General features: G+C 73.8%; 12 protein-coding genes. 4 read left to right on the top strand and 8 right to left on the bottom strand.

Going from position 1 to position 16,646, the window contains the following annotated elements; genetic code table 11:
* Window positions 1-22: 22 nt before the first annotated feature.
* The 4 genes from ACIQG9_RS03775 to ACIQG9_RS03760 all read right to left on the bottom strand — a co-directional run bounded on the left by ACIQG9_RS03775 (window position 23) and on the right by ACIQG9_RS03760 (window position 6,951).
* Window positions 23-1,012, bottom strand: coding sequence for a nucleoside triphosphate pyrophosphohydrolase (locus ACIQG9_RS03775; RefSeq protein WP_400398784.1), 990 nt, complete (start codon window positions 1,010-1,012; stop codon window positions 23-25).
* Window positions 1,009-1,794, bottom strand: a complete 786-nt coding sequence (locus ACIQG9_RS03770) for a hypothetical protein (protein ID WP_400398128.1) — start codon at window positions 1,792-1,794, stop codon at window positions 1,009-1,011. Before ACIQG9_RS03770 ends, ACIQG9_RS03775 begins: the two co-directional genes overlap by 4 nt.
* A 343-nt stretch (window positions 1,795-2,137) precedes the next feature.
* The gene (mfd, locus tag ACIQG9_RS03765; protein ID WP_400398783.1) at window positions 2,138-5,773 is read right to left on the bottom strand and encodes a transcription-repair coupling factor; all 3,636 of its coding nucleotides are present in this window, start codon (window positions 5,771-5,773) and stop codon (window positions 2,138-2,140) included.
* Between the two features lie 137 nt (window positions 5,774-5,910).
* The gene (locus ACIQG9_RS03760) at window positions 5,911-6,951 is read right to left on the bottom strand and encodes a S66 peptidase family protein (RefSeq protein WP_400398126.1); all 1,041 of its coding nucleotides are present in this window, start codon (window positions 6,949-6,951) and stop codon (window positions 5,911-5,913) included.
* Window positions 6,952-7,210: 259 nt separating this feature from the next.
* On the opposite strand from ACIQG9_RS03760, the gene ppc reads away from it, so the two are divergent.
* On the top strand, window positions 7,211-9,997 hold the full coding sequence (ppc, locus tag ACIQG9_RS03755; protein WP_400398124.1) for a phosphoenolpyruvate carboxylase: 2,787 nt from the start codon (window positions 7,211-7,213) through the stop codon (window positions 9,995-9,997).
* 122 nt (window positions 9,998-10,119) lie between these two features.
* Here ppc and ACIQG9_RS03750 read toward each other — a convergent pair whose 3' ends face one another.
* Complete coding sequence (locus tag ACIQG9_RS03750) at window positions 10,120-10,911, bottom strand: hypothetical protein (RefSeq protein WP_400398123.1); 792 nt, start codon at window positions 10,909-10,911, stop codon at window positions 10,120-10,122.
* A 54-nt stretch (window positions 10,912-10,965) separates the two neighbouring features.
* On the opposite strand from ACIQG9_RS03750, the gene ACIQG9_RS03745 reads away from it, so the two are divergent.
* Complete coding sequence (locus ACIQG9_RS03745; protein WP_400398121.1) at window positions 10,966-12,117, top strand: DNA recombination protein RmuC; 1,152 nt, start codon at window positions 10,966-10,968, stop codon at window positions 12,115-12,117.
* Window positions 12,118-12,242: 125 nt separating this feature from the next.
* On the opposite strand, the gene ACIQG9_RS03740 is transcribed toward ACIQG9_RS03745, so the two are convergent.
* Complete coding sequence (locus ACIQG9_RS03740) at window positions 12,243-12,698, bottom strand: hypothetical protein (protein WP_400398119.1); 456 nt, start codon at window positions 12,696-12,698, stop codon at window positions 12,243-12,245.
* A 118-nt stretch (window positions 12,699-12,816) separates the two neighbouring features.
* Window positions 12,817-13,803 carry a 4-hydroxy-3-methylbut-2-enyl diphosphate reductase gene (locus ACIQG9_RS03735; protein ID WP_400398117.1) on the bottom strand — a complete coding sequence of 329 codons (987 nt, stop codon included), beginning with the start codon at window positions 13,801-13,803 and terminating at the stop codon, window positions 12,817-12,819.
* A 212-nt stretch (window positions 13,804-14,015) separates the two neighbouring features.
* Between ACIQG9_RS03735 and xseA the strand changes: the two genes are divergently transcribed.
* Window positions 14,016-15,230, top strand: coding sequence for an exodeoxyribonuclease VII large subunit (xseA, locus tag ACIQG9_RS03730; RefSeq protein ID WP_400398115.1), 1,215 nt, complete (start codon window positions 14,016-14,018; stop codon window positions 15,228-15,230).
* Window positions 15,231-15,254: 24 nt separating this feature from the next.
* Window positions 15,255-15,467, top strand: a complete 213-nt coding sequence (locus ACIQG9_RS03725; RefSeq protein WP_400398114.1) for an exodeoxyribonuclease VII small subunit — start codon at window positions 15,255-15,257, stop codon at window positions 15,465-15,467.
* Between the two features lie 122 nt (window positions 15,468-15,589).
* On the opposite strand, the gene ACIQG9_RS03720 is transcribed toward ACIQG9_RS03725, so the two are convergent.
* Window positions 15,590-16,435, bottom strand: a complete 846-nt coding sequence (locus ACIQG9_RS03720; RefSeq protein ID WP_400398112.1) for a hypothetical protein — start codon at window positions 16,433-16,435, stop codon at window positions 15,590-15,592.
* Window positions 16,436-16,646: the final 211 nt, after the last annotated feature.

Below are 16,646 nucleotides of genomic sequence, written 5' to 3'. Positions count from 1 at the left end.
CCGGGTGGGGGCGGGGTTTGGGTCAGGGGGTGGGGGTTTGGGGTTCGGCGGTGCGGATGGTGGTGGCGTGGGCGAGGGTGGCGCGGCGGAGGGCGGCTTCGGGGTCGAGGCCGGCCTGGCGGGCTTCGGCCACTGTGGTGAGCAGGGCGGCGCCGAGACGTGACTCGGGGTCGGGCTGGGTGTCGACGGGCGGGAGCGGAACCGTCAGGCCGATCCGGCCCGCCCGGTCCAGGATCTTCGCGGCCAGGGCGAGCGCCGGCTGGCTCAGCGCGATGCCGTCGAGCACCGAGTCACGGGCCTTCTCGGCCCGCTTGATCCGTTCCCAGCTCGCCTCGATCTCCGCCAGCGTGCCCACCTCGGCACCGGCGAAGACGTGCGGGTTGCGGCGGACCATCTTGTCGACCAGGACGCCGGCCAGGTCGTCGACGTTCCACCGCTCGCCCTCGGGCAGATCCTCGGCGAGCCGGGCGTGCAGCAGCACCTGGAGCAGCACGTCGCCCAACTCCTCGCGGAGCGCGTCGGTGTCGTCGGCGCTGATCGCGTCGTACGCCTCGTAGCACTCCTCCAGCAGGAAACCGGCGAGGCTCCGGTGGGTCTGCGCCCGCTTCCAGGGGTCGCCACCCGGGGAGGCGAGCCGGTCCATCACCTCGACCGCGTCGAGCAGCCGGGCGCCCGGCGGGTCCCACGAGCCGTACATCAGCTCCAGCTCGGCCAGCCCCGGCTCCCGGGCCAGCCGCAGGCCCAGCTCCCGGGCCAGCGCCTCGTCACCGGCCGGTCCGGCCAGCCAGACCGCCGTACCGTGTGCCGCCACCGCGTCCAGCAACGCCTGGGTGGCACCGCCGGAGACGACGGTGACCTCGGCCCCCGCCGCGCGTACGGCCGTGACCTGGGCGCTCTCCGCGCCGGTCAGCACCGGCGCGGAGCGGAGCACGTCCCAGGCGGCGGCGGTCAGCAGACCGGCCGGCAGCCGGGGCGAGGTGACCAGCAGGACGATCCGGGCGTACGGGCTCAGGGGGCCACCGGCGCTTCCTGCCCGGTGGGGGTGCTGACCGGCTCGGGGGTCGACACGTCCGTCACCGGGCCACTGGCGTCGATGTACGGCAGGGCGTAGAAGACCAGCTCCTGGCCCTTGTTCACCCAGGCCGGGACGCCCAGCGGCCGGTACCGGGGGTTGACCTCGACGTCGCTCTTGTCGGCCTGCGCCTCCAGCGCGGCGCTGAGCGCCGACGCGCTGCGGACGAAACCGCCGTCGCCGAAGAGCTGCCGCACCTCGGCCACCGACAGACCGGACTGGATGCCGCCGGTCTTCTCGATCGCGTGGTAGACGGCCATCACCGACTCGTCGCTCAGGTCGGCCGGCGGCAACTGCTGGCTGAGCACGGCGAACAGGTCCGCCCACTCACCCCAGAGCTTGGCGAACTCGGCCTGCGGCGGCATCTGGAGCTGCTGGGCGAGCTGTTCCGGGGTGATCTGGTCGGGGACCTGGAGGCCCTTCTCGGCCACGATCCGCTTCCCGAGGTCGATGCTGACCAGCAGGTTCACCACGTCCTGCCGGGTCACCCCCGAGCGGAGCTGCTCGGCGGTGGGGGTCGTGCCGGCCTGCGCCGCGCCCTGGCGTACCGCGTCCGCGTACTTCGCCTGCGCGTCAGCGTAGACGGCGTCCACCCGGGCGACGGAGTAGCGACTGTCGCCGATGTATACGGCCACGTCCGGCGAGGCCTTGCCGCAGGCGGCGAGGGAGAGGACACCGAGTGCCGCGACGCTGGCGGCGGCGATGAGACGGCGTGCACGCATGCCGGTCACTCTCTCATGCCCCGCCAGCCCGGGTGACGCCCCCCACCGGCCTCCGGCCGGCGCGCGCCCGGTCCGGTGCCGGGCGCACGGGCGCGCCCCGCCGCGGCGGGGCGTCGCGGCGGGGCCGGCCGGCCGGCGCAGTGGGACGGCGCAGTGGGACGGCGCAGTGGGCGCCGCGAGGCGTCCGGGTTGGCCGACGGCAGGCACCACAGCCCGACAACCTCACGATCGCCCTGGTGGGGGCGGGAAGCGGCCACGCCCGCACCCCGACCACGCGAGGAGCGGTCACGCCCGCACCCCGACCGCGCGGAGAACGGCCACGCCCAGGGCACGCGGAATGCGGTCACGTCCGCGCCCCGGCCAGGGGGGCGGGCTCGCCGAGGACGTCCTTCAGGAGCTGCGCGCACCACTCCAGCAGGGCCTGGTCGCGCAGCGGCTCGCCGCCCACCCGGCGGGTGCTCGGCCGGGGCACGCTGACCTGGTCGGTGGCCTGCTTGTAGACCGAGTCCGGGTGGTAGCGCTTGAGCCGCAACTGCTTGGAGTCGGGCAGCGGCAGCGGCCCGAACCGCAGGTGCTTGCCCTGCATCGAGACGTCGGCCAGGCCGTACCGGCGGGCCAGCAGCCGGAACCGGGCCACCGCGACCAGGTTCTGCACCGGGGCGGGCGGCTCGCCGTACCGGTCGGTCATCTCGGCGACCACCTCGCGCAGCCGTTCGTCGTCGCGGGCCTCGGCGAGCTTGCGGTACATCTCCAGGCGCAGCCGCTCCACGCCGACGTAGTCGTGCGGCAGGTGCGCGTCCACCGGGAGGTCGATCTTGACGTCGGTCTCCTCCTCGGGGTGCTCGCCCTTGAAGGCCGACACCGCCTCACCGACCATCCGGACATACAGGTCGAAACCGACCCCCTCGATGTGGCCGGACTGCTCGCCGCCGAGCAGGTTGCCCGCGCCCCGGATCTCCAGGTCCTTCATCGCCACGTACATGCCGGCCCCCAGCTCGGTGTGCTGGGCGATGGTGGCCAGCCGCTCGTGCGCGTGCTCGGTGAGCGGCTTCTCCGGCGGGTAGAGGAAGTACGCGTACGCCCGCTCCCGGCCCCGGCCGACCCGGCCCCGGATCTGGTGGAGCTGGGCCAGGCCGAGCAGGTCGGCCCGCTCCACGATCAGGGTGTTGGCGTTCGGGATGTCGATGCCGGACTCCACGATGGTGGTGCAGACCAGGACGTCGAACTCCTTCTCCCAGAAGCCGACCATCACCTTCTCCAGGGCGTCCTCGCCCATCTGGCCGTGCGCCACCGCGACCCGGGCCTCGGGCACCAGCTCCCGCAGCCGGCGCGCCGTCCGGTCGATCGACTCGACCCGGTTGTGCAGGTAGAAGACCTGCCCGTCGCGGAGCAACTCGCGGTGGATGGAGGCGGCCACCTGCCGGTCGTCGTACGACCCGACGAAGGTCAACACCGGATGCCGCTCCTCCGGCGGGGTGGCGATGGTCGACATCTCCCGGATGCCGGTGATCGCCATCTCCAGCGTCCGGGGGATCGGGGTGGCCGACATGCTCAGCACGTCGACCGAGGCGCGCAGGGTCTTCAGGTGCTCCTTGTGCTCGACCCCGAACCGCTGCTCCTCGTCGATGACGACCATGCCGAGGGACTTGAACCGGGTCGCGGTCTGGAGCAGCCGGTGGGTGCCGATCACGATGTCGACGGTGCCGTCGGCCACCATCTCCAGCGTCCGCTCGGTCTCCTTCGGCGTCTGGAACCGGGAGAGCTGCCGGATGGTCACCGGGAACTGGCCCATCCGCTCGGCGAACGTGTTGTAGTGCTGCTGCACCAGCAGCGTGGTGGGCACCAGCACCGCCACCTGCTTGCCGTCCTGCACCGCCTTGAACGCCGCCCGGACCGCGATCTCGGTCTTGCCGTAGCCGACGTCGCCGCAGATCAGCCGGTCCATCGGGACGGTCTGCTCCATGTCCCGCTTGACCTCTTCGATCGCGGCGAGCTGGTCCGGCGTCTCCTGCCAGGGGAAGGCGTCCTCCAGCTCCCGCTGCCACGGGGTGTCCGGGCCGAACGAGTGACCCTTGGACGCCTTGCGGGCGGCGTAGAGCTGGATGAGCTGCGCGGCGATCTCGCGGACCGCCTTGCGGGCCCGGGCCTTGGACTTCTGCCAGTCCGAGCCGCCCATCTTGTGCAGGGTGGGCTGCTCGCCGCCGACGTACCGGGAGAGCTGGTCGAGCTGGTCGGTGGGGACGAAGAGCCGGTCGGCGGGCTGGCCGCGCTTGCTCGCCGCGTACTCGATGACCAGGTATTCGCGGGACGCGCCGTTGACGGTGCGCTGCACCAGCTCGACGTACCGGCCGATGCCGTGCTGCTCGTGCACGACGAAGTCGCCGGCCTTGAGCTCCAGCGGGTCGATGGTGTTGCGCCGCCGGCTGGGCATCCGGCGCATGTCCCGGGTCGAGGTGCCCCGGCCGCCGGTGACGTCGTTGCCGGTCAGCAGCACGAACCGGGACGCCTCGTCGACGAAGCCGGCGGTCAGGCAGCCGCAGGTGACCAGCACCTCGCCGGGCACCGGCGCGGCCGGCACCTCCTCGATGAACCGGGCACCCAGGTCGGCGTCGTGCAGCACCTCGACGGCCCGCTGGGCGGGGCCGTGCCCCTCGAAGACCAGCGCGACCGACCAGCCCTCGCCGGTCCACCGCTTCAGGTCGTCGACCAGCCGGACGGTCTCACCGTGGTAGAGCGGGGCCGGCTGCGCGGCCAGGCTGACCGCGATCGCGTCGTCGGGGGTGACGTCGGCCTCGCCGGGGGCGTCCTCCCAGGGTTGCCGGGTCGGGGTGGCGTCCGCCTCGACCAGGCCGAACGGGGACAGCGTCCACCACGGCTGGCGCAGCGTCGCGGCGGCGGAGCGTACCTCGGCCAGGGTCTTGAAGGCGGCGGCGCCGAGGTCGACCGGGGCCTGGCCGCCGACGGCGGCCGCGGCCCAGCTCGCCTGGAGGAACTCCTCCGAGGTACGGACCAGGTCGTGCGCCCGGGTGCGGATCCGCTCCGGGTCGCAGAGCAGTACGTGGGTGCCGGCCGGCATGGTGTCCACCAGCAGTTCCAGGCTGCCGCTGCCGAGCAGCGCCGGCACCAGCGACTCCATCCCCTCGACCGGGATGCCCTCGGCCAGCCTGTCGAGGATCTCGGCCAGCTCCGGGTGCTCCTGGGCCAGCGCGGCGGCCCGCTGCCGGACGGCCGGGGTGAGCAGCAGTTCCCGGCACGGCGGCGCCCAGAGCTGCGGTACGCCCTCGATGGTCCGCTGGTCGGCGACGGCGAAGGTGCGGATCTCCTCCACCTCGTCGCCCCAGAACTCGACCCGGGACGGGTGTTCGTCGGTGGGCGGGAAGACGTCCAGGATGCCGCCGCGCACGGCGAACTCGCCGCGCTTGGTGACCAGGTCGACCCGGGCGTACGCCAGGTCGGTCAGCCGGCGGGCGACCTGCTCCAGGTCGGCCTCCTCACCGGCGGCGAGCTGCACCGGTTCCAGCTCGCCGAGGCCCCTGAGCTGGGGTTGCAGCAGGGACCGGACGGGGGCCACGACCACCCGCAGCGGCCCGGTCCGGCCGTGCGCGTCGGCGGCGTCCGGGTGGGCGAGCCGGCGCAGCACGGCCAGCCGCCGGCCCACGGTGTCGGAGCGGGGCGACAGCCGCTCGTGCGGCAGCGTCTCCCAGGACGGGAAGACCGCCACCTGCCCGGCCGGGAGCAGGCTGCCCAGCGCCGAGGCCAGGTCGTCGGCCTCCCGGCTGGTGGCGGTCACCGCCAGCACCGGCCGGCCGGCGCCCCCGGCCGGCTCGTCGGCCGCGACGGCGGCGACGGCGAACGGGCGCAGCGCGGCCGGGGCGGTGAGGTCCAGACCGTCGACCTGGGCGGCACCGGAGCGGGCCAGGTCACGCGCGCGGGCCAGCCCGGGGTCGGCCAGGGCGGCGGAGAACAGGCCGGTGAGCACAGTAATGACCACTTTCAGCGGATGACACGACGATCACCCCACGTCCGGCTGGACGGGGGGTACCCGGGTCGACACTATCTCTCCCCGGCGGCGATCGACCGGACAGCCGCCGACGAGTCCCCACCCACCAGCGGGGATCAGTAGCGGACGCTGATCCGCCGGGTCACCGCGTCGACCCGGACCGACCCTCCGTACGGAATGACCACCTGCGGGTCGGTGTGCCCGAAATCGACGTCGAAGACCAGTAACGCGTCCGGGTGGTACTCGTCGAACGCCCGGACGACCGCCGCGCGCTGCGCCGCCGCGTACCCCCGGCGCTGGTCGGCCGTCCGCGACCGGCCGAAGTCCCAGGTCTTCGCCCGGCCGACCAGCACCGCCGGGAAACCGGCCAGCAGCCCCCGCTCCCCCAGGTTGCGCAGGATCCGGTGGACCTCGGTCGCCGACGGCAACTCCTGCGAGGTCTCCACCAGCAGCACCGACCCGGCGAGGTCGCCGTTCGCCGCGACCCGGTCGGCGGCCAGCAGCCAGTTCAGCACCTCCAGGTTGCCGCCCCAGGTACGCCCCTCGACCACCGTGGCCGGGCCCCGCCAGCGCCAGCCTTCGCCGGGGAACATCACCGGCTCGACGGCCAGCGTGGTCGGGTCCCGCCAGTCGTTCGGCTGGTCACCCCACTCCGCCGCCGGGCTCAGGTCGTACCAGTCGGCGGTGAACAGGGCGGCCCGCAGCGAGTCGAAGGTCAGCGGGTGCGGCCGGCCGGGCCGGCCGAGGTGCACCAGCACCGACCCGCCGTGGTACCCCACGATGCCGAGTCTGTGCAGGTGGTTGAGGACGTTGGTGTTGTCCGAGTAGCCGAAGTACGGCTTCGGGTTCGCCCGCAGCACGGCGTCGTCCAGGTGCGGGGTGACCGTGATCAGGTCATCCCCGCCGACGGTGGCAAGCACGGCGGTGATCGTCGGGTCGGCGAAGGCGGCGGTGAGGTCGCGGGCCCGGTCGCGCGGGTCGGCGCCCCGCGCCCGGGTCGTCGGGTACTCCACCGGTTCCAGCCCGAACTCCTCCCGGAGCCGGCGCAGCCCCAGTTCGTGCACGTGCGGGAAGAGCCCCGACAGCCCGGCGGAGGGCGAGACGACCGCGACCCGGTCGCCCGGTCTCGGCTTGGGCGGATAACTCGGCGGCGTCATACCCGGACGCTACCGACCGCGACCAACCCGTTTTCGGCTCTCTCCAGGCCCTCCGCGGTGCCCCCGTGCGCGGGTCACCGGGTGACCGGCGGCGGAGCCGCCCGGCCCGGCAGGGCCGAACCGGACGGTGCGGCGGGTTCGACGCACCGATCAGTGGGGAAGGTGACACACCGGACCCCCTCCTTACCGACCGGCCCACGCGGATACGATCCAGGGAGTCGGACAGCGCTGTCCTTCGTACTCACGTAAGGAGCGCACGGTGACCGACCAGCACGATCACGACGGGCCCGACGCCGCCCTCCGGGCCGACATCCGCCGCCTCGGCACCCTGCTCGGCCAGACGCTGGCCCGCCAGGAGGGTCGACCGCTGCTCGACCTGGTCGAGGAGATCCGCGCCCAGGTCCGCTCCGACGCCCCCGCCGCCGCGCAGCGGCTCGGCGGACTGGACGTCACCACCGGCACCAAACTGGCCCGCGCCTTCTCCACCTACTTCCACCTGGCCAACATCACCGAGCAGGTGCACCGGGCCCGGGACCTGCGCCGCCGCCGGGCCATCCAGGGCGGGTGGCTGGACCAGGCGGCCAAGATGATCGCCGAGCGGGGGGTGCCGGCCGAGGAGATCGCCGCCGCGGCCCGCCGGCTCGCGGTACGCCCCGTCTTCACCGCCCACCCGACCGAGGCGGCCCGCCGGTCGATCCTGTCCAAGTTGCGCGCCATCGCCGACGAACTGGACGCCGAGACCGCGAACGCCATCCTCTACGGGGCGAGCGACGAGGGCCCGGCCAACCGTCGCCTCGCCGAACTGCTCGACCTGATGTGGCAGACCGACGAGCTGCGGCTCGACCGGCCCGACCCGACCGACGAGGCCCGCAACGCCATCTACTACCTGCGCGACCTGTACGCCGAGGCCGCCCCGCAGGTGCTCGACGACCTCGCCGACACGCTGCGCACCCTCGGCGTGGAGACCTCCCCGACGTCCCGCCCGCTGACCTTCGGCACCTGGATCGGCGGCGACCGGGACGGCAACCCGTTCGTCACCCCCACCGTCACCCGGGAGGTGCTGCGGATCCAGCACGAGCACGGCATCGCCGCCACCGAGGCGGCGATGGAGCACCTGATCAACGAGGTCTCCGTCTCCCGCCGGCTGCGCGCCGTCTCGCTGGACCTCTCGGCCAGCCTCGCCGCCGACCTGGACGCGCTGCCCGAGGTGGCCGCCCGGTTCCGCCGGGTCAACGCCGAGGAGCCGTACCGGCTCAAGGCGCGCTGCGTGAAGGCGAAGCTGGCCAACACCCGGGAGCGGCTGCGCCAGGACACCCCGCACGTGCCGGGCCGGGACTACCGGGGCTCCGCCGAGCTGATCGCCGACCTGGATCTGCTGCGCGCCTCGCTGGCCCGCAACTCCGGGCAGCTCACCGCCGTCGGCCGGCTCGCCTCGGCCATCCGTACCGTCTCCGCGTTCGGCCTGCACCTGGCCACCATGGACGTCCGGGAGCACGCCGAGAAGCACCACGAGGTGCTCACCCAGCTCTACGGGGCCGTCGGCGAGGTCTCCGACTACCCGTCGCTGAGCCGGCCGGAGCGCACCAAGCTGCTCGCCGACGAGCTGACCGGCCGCCGGCCGCTGTCCACCCTGGACACCCCGTTGACCGAGAGCGCGCGCAAGACGTTCGACGTGTTCGGCACGATCCGCGAGGCGCAGGACCGGTTCGGCGGCGAGGTGATCGAGTCGTACATCGTCTCGATGACCCTCGGCGTGGACGACGTCCTGGCCGCGGTGGTGCTGGCCCGGGAGGCCGGCCTGGTCGACGTGCACAGCGGCCGGGCCCGGATCGGCTTCGTGCCGCTGCTGGAGACGCCGGCGGAGCTGAACTCCGGCGGCGAACTCCTCGACGAGCTGTTGTCGCTGCCGGCCTACCGTTCGCTGGTGGCGGCCCGGGGCGACGTGCAGGAGGTGATGCTGGGCTACTCCGACTCCAACAAGGAGGCCGGCATCACCACCAGCCAGTGGTCCATCCACCGGGCCCAGCGGGCGCTGCGGGACGTGGCCGCCCAGCACGGCGTGCACCTGCGGCTCTTCCACGGCCGGGGGGGCACGGTCGGGCGCGGCGGCGGCCCCACCCACGACGCCATCCTGGCCCAGCCGTACGGCACCCTGGACGGCGCGATCAAGGTGACCGAGCAGGGCGAGGTCATCTCCGACAAGTACACCCTGCCCGCGCTGGCCCGGGAGAACCTGGAGCTGACGGTGGCGGCGGTGCTCCAGGCGACGCTGCTGCACACCGCGCCCCGGCAGCCGGCCGAGATGCTGGAACGCTGGGACGCCACGATGGACGTGGTCTCCGAGTCTGCCTTCCGGTCGTACCGGGGGCTGGTGGAGGACCCGGACCTGCCGGCGTACTTCTGGGCGTCCACGCCGACCGAGCTGCTGGGCGCGCTGAACATCGGCTCCCGGCCGGCGAAGCGGCCGAACACCGGGGCCGGCCTGGGCGGGCTGCGGGCCATCCCCTGGGTGTTCGGTTGGACGCAGACCCGGCAGATCGTGCCCGGCTGGTTCGGGGTCGGCTCCGGGCTGGCGGCGGCCCGGGCGGCCGGGCTGGAGGACGTGCTGACCGAGATGAACCGTAACTGGCACTTCTTCCGCACGTTCCTGTCGAACGTCGAGATGATGCTCACCAAGACGGACCTCAGCATCGCCCGCCGGTACGTGGAGACGCTGGTCCCGAAGAAGCTGCACCCGATCTTCGACACCATCGAGCAGGAGTACGAGCTGACCAAGCAGGAGGTGCTGGCGGTCACCTCGTCGCCGGCCCTGCTGGAGAACTCGCCGGTGCTCCAGCGCACCCTCGCGGTGCGGGACACCTACCTGGAGCCGCTGCACCACCTCCAGGTGGCACTGCTGCGGCAGTACCGGGACTCCGGCGCCGCCGGACGCGCGGTGGCGACCGCGCCGGGCGGTCGCCGCGCCCCCAGCGACGGCACCGCCCTGGAACGGGCCCTGCTGACCACGGTCAACGGCATCGCCGCCGGGATGCGCAACACCGGCTGACCCACCGGTACGACGAAGGCCCCGGTCACCGCGGACCGGGGCCCGACCGGTGCCGGACCGACGGCAGCCGGCCGGCTCGGGGCCGGGCCGACGACGACGGGCCGATCACCGCAGGCGGGTGCTCACCAGTCCCCGCCGCCGAAGTCGCCCCCACCGAAGTCCCCGCCGCCGAAGTCCCCGCCAGCGAAGTCGCCGCCACCGCCGAAGTCGGCCGCCTGGTCGGTGCCGCCGACGTCGCCCTGGTCGCCGGCGAAGCCGGTGCCGTCGCCGAAGCCCTCCTGGTAGCCGGCCTCGTAGCCGTAGCCCGGGTCGGCGAAGGCCGGCGAGAAGAGCGCGTCGGCGATCAGCATGCCGCCGACCACCCCGACGCCCGCACCGAGAGCGGTCTTCCACCACGGGGTCGAGTACCAGCCCGACGGCACCGGCCGCCCCTGGTAGCGCCCACCGGGGTAGTAGTACGGGGTGTCCCGGCCCGGCTGCGGACCGGCCTTGAACGTCTGCCCCTGCACGGCCACCTGGCGTTCCCGGGTGATCTCGCCGGTGCCCTCCGCGGCGGCCAGCGGGGGCAGCTCCGGCCCCGGGTCCAGGCCGAGCGCCACCCGGGCCGCCCGGGCGTAGGCGAGCCCCTCCAGCGCGGTCTCCCGGGCCAGCCGGAACTGGTGCACCGAACGGGCCTGCTCAAGCTGGCTGCCGGCGGCGTTGTACCGCTCGCCGGCGTCGACCAGGGCCTGGCGGACGGCCGGCTCGTCCCCGTGCAGGTTCATCACCTGGCCGCCGAGGCGTTCGTACCAACGTTGGGCGTCGGCGCGGACGTCGGCGAGGCTGCGCGCCTCCCGGGCGGCCTTCTCCCGCCGCCACCAGACGAACCCGCCGGCCAGCAGGGCAAGCAGGATCGCCACGAGCAGAATTTCCATGCCGTCGAACGTACCCGTAGGCGTCGAGTCGTACTCGTTTGGCAAGCTCTGGTGATGGACTTCTCGACGCTGGCCGTGGTGGTCGTCTGCCTCGCGGCGGGCGGGGCGGTCGGCTGGTACGCCGCCCGGTCCCGGTCGGCCACCGAGATCGCCCGGCTGGACGCGACGCTACGCGCGACCCGGGAGGGCGAGGGCCGGCTGGAGCAGTCGATGCGGGCGCTGAGCTACGAGGCCACCGCCCAGTCCCAGGAGGCGGTCTCCCGGGCGGTGGCCCCGCTGCACGACACCCTGCGCCGCTACGAGACCCGGGTGGCCGAGCTGGAACGCGACCGGGTGGACGCCTACGCCGAGCTGCGCGAGCAGGTCCGCTCGATGAGCGCCGTCTCCGGCGAGCTGCGTACCGAGACCAAGCAGTTGGTGGCCGCGCTGCGCGCCCCGCAGGTACGCGGCCGGTGGGGCGAGCACCAGCTCCGCCGGATCGTCGAGGCGGCCGGCATGCTGGAGCACTGCGACTTCAACGAGCAGGTCAGCGCCGCCACCGACCACCAGGGCGTACGCCCCGACCTGGTGGTCCGGCTGCACGGCGGCCGGACGGTGGTGGTCGACGCCAAGGCACCCTTCGACGCCTACCTGACGGCGATGGAGGCGCGCGACGAGCGGGGCCGGGACACCCACCTCGACCGGCACGCCCGGCACCTGCGAGGGCACGTCGACGCGCTGGCCGCGAAGACCTACTGGGCGGCGTTCGACAGCAACCCCGAGTTCGTGGTGCTCTTCGTGCCGGCCGACCCGTTCCTGGACGTGGCGTTGCAGCGCGACCCGACGCTGCTGGAGCACGCGTTCGCCCGCGACGTGGTGCTGGCCACGCCGGCCACCCTGGTCGCCCTGCTGCGTACGGTGGCGTACTCGTGGCGGCAGGAGGCGCTGGCCCGCAACGCGGTGGCGGTGCACTCGCTGGCCCGCGAGCTGTACGGCCGGCTGTCCACACTGGGCGATCACGTCGGCAAGCTGGGCGCGTCGCTCGGCGGGGCGGTCACCGCGTACAACCGGGCGGTCGGCTCGCTGGAGGCGCGGGTGCTGGTGAGCGCCCGCAAGCTGGCCGAGCTGGGCGTCTCCGACCACGAGCTGGCGGTGCCGGCCCAGGTCGAGGTGGCACCCCGGCAGCCGCAGGCCCCGGAGCTGCAACCTTCCGACGAGAAGCCGTAGGGGCCGACGGCGCTCGACGAGCGGGGGCGGGGGCGACGGGCGACGGGATCTTGGTAGGAAACGGCCCTCCCAGGGGCCATTCCCTTCCAAGATCGCGAAGGCTCAGGGTGGCCGACTCTGTTGGGTCAGGAGCGGCGGGCCGACTCCACCACGAAGGGGATGCCCTGCTGGCAGGTGCTCACCAGGTCCGGCTGGGCACGGCCGGTGACACTGACCCTGGCCCCCACGGCGAGCACGTCCCGGGGGCCGCCGATCAGTTGGTGACCGTCGAGCAGCAGGCAACCCGGCTCGACCCCCGACTCCACGGTGCCGGTCAGCTCGGTGGCACCCGGCCCCGGTGGCAGCCGTGGGCCACCGGGCGGCGGCTTCGCACCACCGGGCGGCGGGATCGAACTGGCCGGCGGGGCTGGCGGGAGCGCGGTGGTCGGCGGGGCGGACGGGGTGCCCGACGCGGCCGGGGAGCTGGCCGGACCGGTCGCCGTGGGCGAGGGGCCGGCGGCACCGTCACCGCCCTGGCCGCCGCACCCGGTGAGCGCCGCGCAGGCGACCAACACGGCGAACGCCATCCGAGAAGTCTTCATACCCACTCGGACGCGCCGCCCCGCTGATCCGTTCCGATGAGTGGGATCGGTCCGATGAGTGGGACCGGGCAGCCGGACCACCGGCGGGTCGGCACCGGGCCGGGCCACCCGCACCCGGTCAGCCCCGGCCCGCGGCGGCCTTCATGTCGCGCTTGAGTTCCTGCGGCAGCGAGAAGGTCAGCCGCTCGTCGGCGGTGGTGATCTCCTCCACGTCGGCGAAGCCCCGCTCGGCCAGGTGGGCCAGCACCTCCTGGACCAACTCGTCCGGCACGCTGGCACCGGAGGTGACACCGACCGTGCCGGCACCGGCCAGCCAGGCGTCGTCGATCTCGTGGGCGAAGTCGACCAGGTGGCCGGCGCGGGCCCCGGCGTCCAGGGCCACCTCGACCAGGCGTACCGAGTTGGAGGAGTTGCGCGAGCCGACGACGATCACCACGTCGCAGTCGGGGGCGATCTCCTTGACCACGTGCTGCCGGTTGGAGGTGGCGTAGCAGATGTCGTCGCTGGGAGGGGACTGGAGCAGCGGCAGCCGGGACTTGAGCCGGGCCACCGTCGCCAGCGTCTCGTCGACCGACAGGGTGGTCTGGGAGAGCCAGACGACCTTGTTCGGGTCCCGCACGGTGATCTTGTCGGCGTCGTCGGGGCCGTCGACCAACTGGATGTGGGCGGGTGCCTCGCCGGCGGTGCCGACCACCTCCTCGTGCCCCTCGTGGCCGATCAGCAGGATGTCGTAGTCCTCGGCGGCGAACCGCCTGGCCTCCTGGTGCACCTTGGTCACCAGCGGGCAGGTCGCGTCGATCGCCTTGAGCGAACGGGCCTTCGCCTGCTCGTAGACCTCCGGGGCGACACCGTGCGCGGAGAAGATGACGGTGGCGCCCTCCGGCACCTCCTCGTTCTCCTCCACGAAGATCGCGCCCTGGCCCTCCAGGGTCTGCACCACGTGCTTGTTGTGCACGATCTGCTTGCGGACGTAGATCGGGGCGCCGTAGAGCTTGAGCGCCTCCTCGACGGTCTGCACCGCCCGGTCCACCCCCGCGCAGTAGCCACGGGGCTTGGCCAGGAGCACGCGCTTACCGGTCTTGGGGGTCACCTCAGCCTCGGTCACCCGCCCATCGTACGTGCCGGCCCCGCCGACGGCAGCGGCTGCGACCCGTACCACATCCGGGGTACGGGCCGGACCTGGTCCGGTCTTCGCCATCGGGCCGATGGTCACCGTCGGCGCGGCCCGGGCCACCGGTGTCCACCGCCGGGCCGGGCGAGCAGCACACGCTGTCGGGGCTGCCGCAGGTCGTCGGAGCCTGACCGTAGGGTGGGCGGGTGACCGACGCCCCGCGCAGCACCCCCGAGGAGCCCTGGCCGGTCCGGGTGGTCAGCCAGAAGGTCGGCGCCTGGATCGCCCGGCTGGGCTGGGTCTGGGTCGACGGGCAGGTGGCCCAGATCAGCCGCCGTCCGGGGGCGAGCACGGTCTTCCTCACCCTGCGCGACCCGTCGGCGGATCTCAGCCTCACCGTCACCACCAACCGGGACGTCCTCGACGCCGGCGCGCCGGAGCTGCGCGAGGGCGCCCGGGTGGTGCTGCACGCCAAGCCGGAGTTCTACGCCGCCCGGGGCACGCTGAGCCTGCGCGCCGACGAGATCCGCCAGGTCGGTCTGGGTGAGCTGCTGGCCCGGCTGGAGAAGCTCAAGAAGCTGCTCGCCGCCGAGGGGCTGTTCGACCGGTCCCGTAAGCGCCGCCCGCCGTTCCTGCCGCAGCGGATCGGGCTGATCACCGGTCGGGCCTCGGCCGCCGAACGGGACGTGCTGACCAACGCCCGGCGGCGCTGGCCGGCGGTGGAGTTCCGCACGGTCAACGTGGCGGTGCAGGGGCCGAGCGCGGTGCCGCAGATCGTCGACGCGCTGCGGGTGCTCGACGCCGACGAGAACATCGACGTGATCATCCTGGCCCGGGGCGGCGGCGGCATCGAGGACCTGCTCCCCTTCTCCGACGAGGCGCTGTGCCGGGCGGTCTTCGCCTGCCGTACGCCGGTGGTCAGCGCGATCGGCCACGAGACGGACACCCCGCTGGTCGACTACGTCGCCGACGTCCGCGCCTCCACCCCGACGGACGCGGCCAAGCGGGTCGTCCCCGACCTGACCGACGAGGTCCGGCTGATCGGCCAGGCCCGGTCCCGGTTGGAGCGGGCGGTCCGCAACCTGGTCGACCGGGAGGCGCACCGGCTGGCCCTGCTCCGGTCCCGCCCGGTGCTGGCCCGCCCGCAGGTGATGGTCGACCAGCGGTTCACCGAGGTGGCCGCGCTGCGGGACCGGGCCGCCCGCTGCCTGGAGCACCGGCTGGGCGCCGGCACCGACGACCTCCGGCACACCCTGGCCCGGCTGCGCGCCCTCTCCCCGGCCGCCACCCTGGACCGGGGCTACGCGATCGTGCAGCGGGCCGACGGGCACGTGGTGAGGGCGGCCGGCGAGGTGGCCAAGGGCGATCCGCTGCGGGTCCGCCTCGCCGAGGGCGAACTGGCCGCGACCGTCGACGGCTGACGACTCCGCACAAGGATGGCGACGATGACTGACGTGAAGAACGACCAGCGGCTCAGCTACGAGCAGGCCCGCGCCGAGCTGGCCCAGGTGGTCGAGAAGCTGGAGGCGGGCGGCACCTCGCTGGAGGAGTCGCTGGCGCTCTGGGAGCGCGGCGAGAAGCTGGCCGAGGTCTGCCAGCGCTGGCTGGACGGCGCACGGGCCCGGATCGACGCCGCCCGGCAGTCCGCCGACTCCTGACGCCCACCGGGCGGCTCCACCCGGCCCGGCAGGACACGGCCCGGCAGGACACGGCCCGGCAGGACGCGGCCCGGCAGGACGCGGCGGCGGGGCGGCCAGCGCGCCCCGCCGCCGGTCGGCGCTCAGTCGAACAGGTTGTAGAACTCCTGCGGCGCCTCGACCACCTGGGCGGCCGGGGGCTGCTGGGCGGCTGCGGCGTTGCCGTAGTCCGAATAGGTGATCTTGATGTCCTGGGCGGCGTTCTGGCCGGCGGCCGGGATCTGGACCACCAGCTCGCTGAGCCGACCCTGCGGGTCCAGCTTCGCGGTGAACGGCACCGACTTCGCCTCGGGGCCCAGCGCGGTGATCACGGTCGGGTCGACCGAGCCGGCCTCGGCGGCCTTCGACACGTCCAGGGTGCCGGCGTAGCTGCCCGCGCCGGTCTGCCGTACCTCGGTGATGCCCTGGGTCAGCACCGCGCTGCCGGCCGGGTCGACCTTGTCGAAGTCGAAGCCGAGCGCCTTGTTGCCCTTGATCCGGGTCTGGTCGAGGTGCTGGTACTTGCCCAGGTTGAGCTTCTGCACGCCGGGGATGCTGCCGGCCGACTTGCCGCCGAGGTCCAGCTTCACCCAGCTGTCCGGCTTGGCGTGGATCAGGTCCAGGTTCATCATCAGGTCCGAGGACGCGTCACCGATGGTCAGCTTCATCTCGGCGCTCTGGCTGGGCTCGTGCACCTGCCCCTCGGCGGCGGACCCGACGCCGGACATGGTGAACCGGAAGTTGCCGTTGCGGATCTCGTTGGTGGAGTTCAGCAGGGCCTGCTTGGCGGCGGAGTCGCCGGGCGAGGCGCCGCCCGGGGCGGCACTGCCGGTGACCGTCGGGGATGCGGAGACCCCTGCCTCGCCGCTCCCGGAGTTGTCGCACGCGGCCAGGCCGGGGGTGAGCAGCGTGGCGGCGAAGACCGCCGCGCTGAAACGTCGAATGGTCACGTCAGGCTCTCCAGTCGGGTCGTCCTGCCCCCGGCGGGTGCCGGGGGCGTGGCGCCGCGGGCGTGACGTCGGTCGCGCGGCGCGCGAGTCCCGTCCGGCCGCACCGGACGCGGGGTCGCGTCCCTTCTGTTCCCTGACGTCGCCTTGCGCAATCCCCCGACCGGCGAGCCGACGTACGGTGGGACGGCGGCCACCGCCCCACCGCTGCCGG

The sequence above is a fragment of the Micromonospora sp. NPDC092111 genome, from assembly GCF_044755745.1.
Lineage (GTDB): Bacteria > Actinomycetota > Actinomycetes > Mycobacteriales > Micromonosporaceae > Micromonospora.
The sequence above is the reverse complement of the archived record's forward strand: the minus strand, read 5'-3'. Positions and strand labels throughout refer to the sequence as shown.

Excerpts from the sequence above, each read along its gene's own strand:
- ACIQG9_RS03770 (WP_400398128.1), bottom strand. The coding sequence starts at position 1,794 with ATGCGTGCACGCCGTCTCATCGCCGCCGCCAGCGTCGCGGCACTCGGT.
- ACIQG9_RS03760 (WP_400398126.1), bottom strand. The coding sequence starts at position 6,951 with ATGACGCCGCCGAGTTATCCGCCCAAGCCGAGACCGGGCGACCGGGTC.
- ACIQG9_RS03750 (WP_400398123.1), bottom strand. The coding sequence starts at position 10,911 with ATGGAAATTCTGCTCGTGGCGATCCTGCTTGCCCTGCTGGCCGGCGGG.
- ACIQG9_RS03745 (WP_400398121.1), top strand. The coding sequence starts at position 10,966 with ATGGACTTCTCGACGCTGGCCGTGGTGGTCGTCTGCCTCGCGGCGGGC.
- ACIQG9_RS03740 (WP_400398119.1), bottom strand. The coding sequence starts at position 12,698 with ATGAAGACTTCTCGGATGGCGTTCGCCGTGTTGGTCGCCTGCGCGGCG.
- ACIQG9_RS03725 (WP_400398114.1), top strand. The coding sequence starts at position 15,255 with ATGACTGACGTGAAGAACGACCAGCGGCTCAGCTACGAGCAGGCCCGC.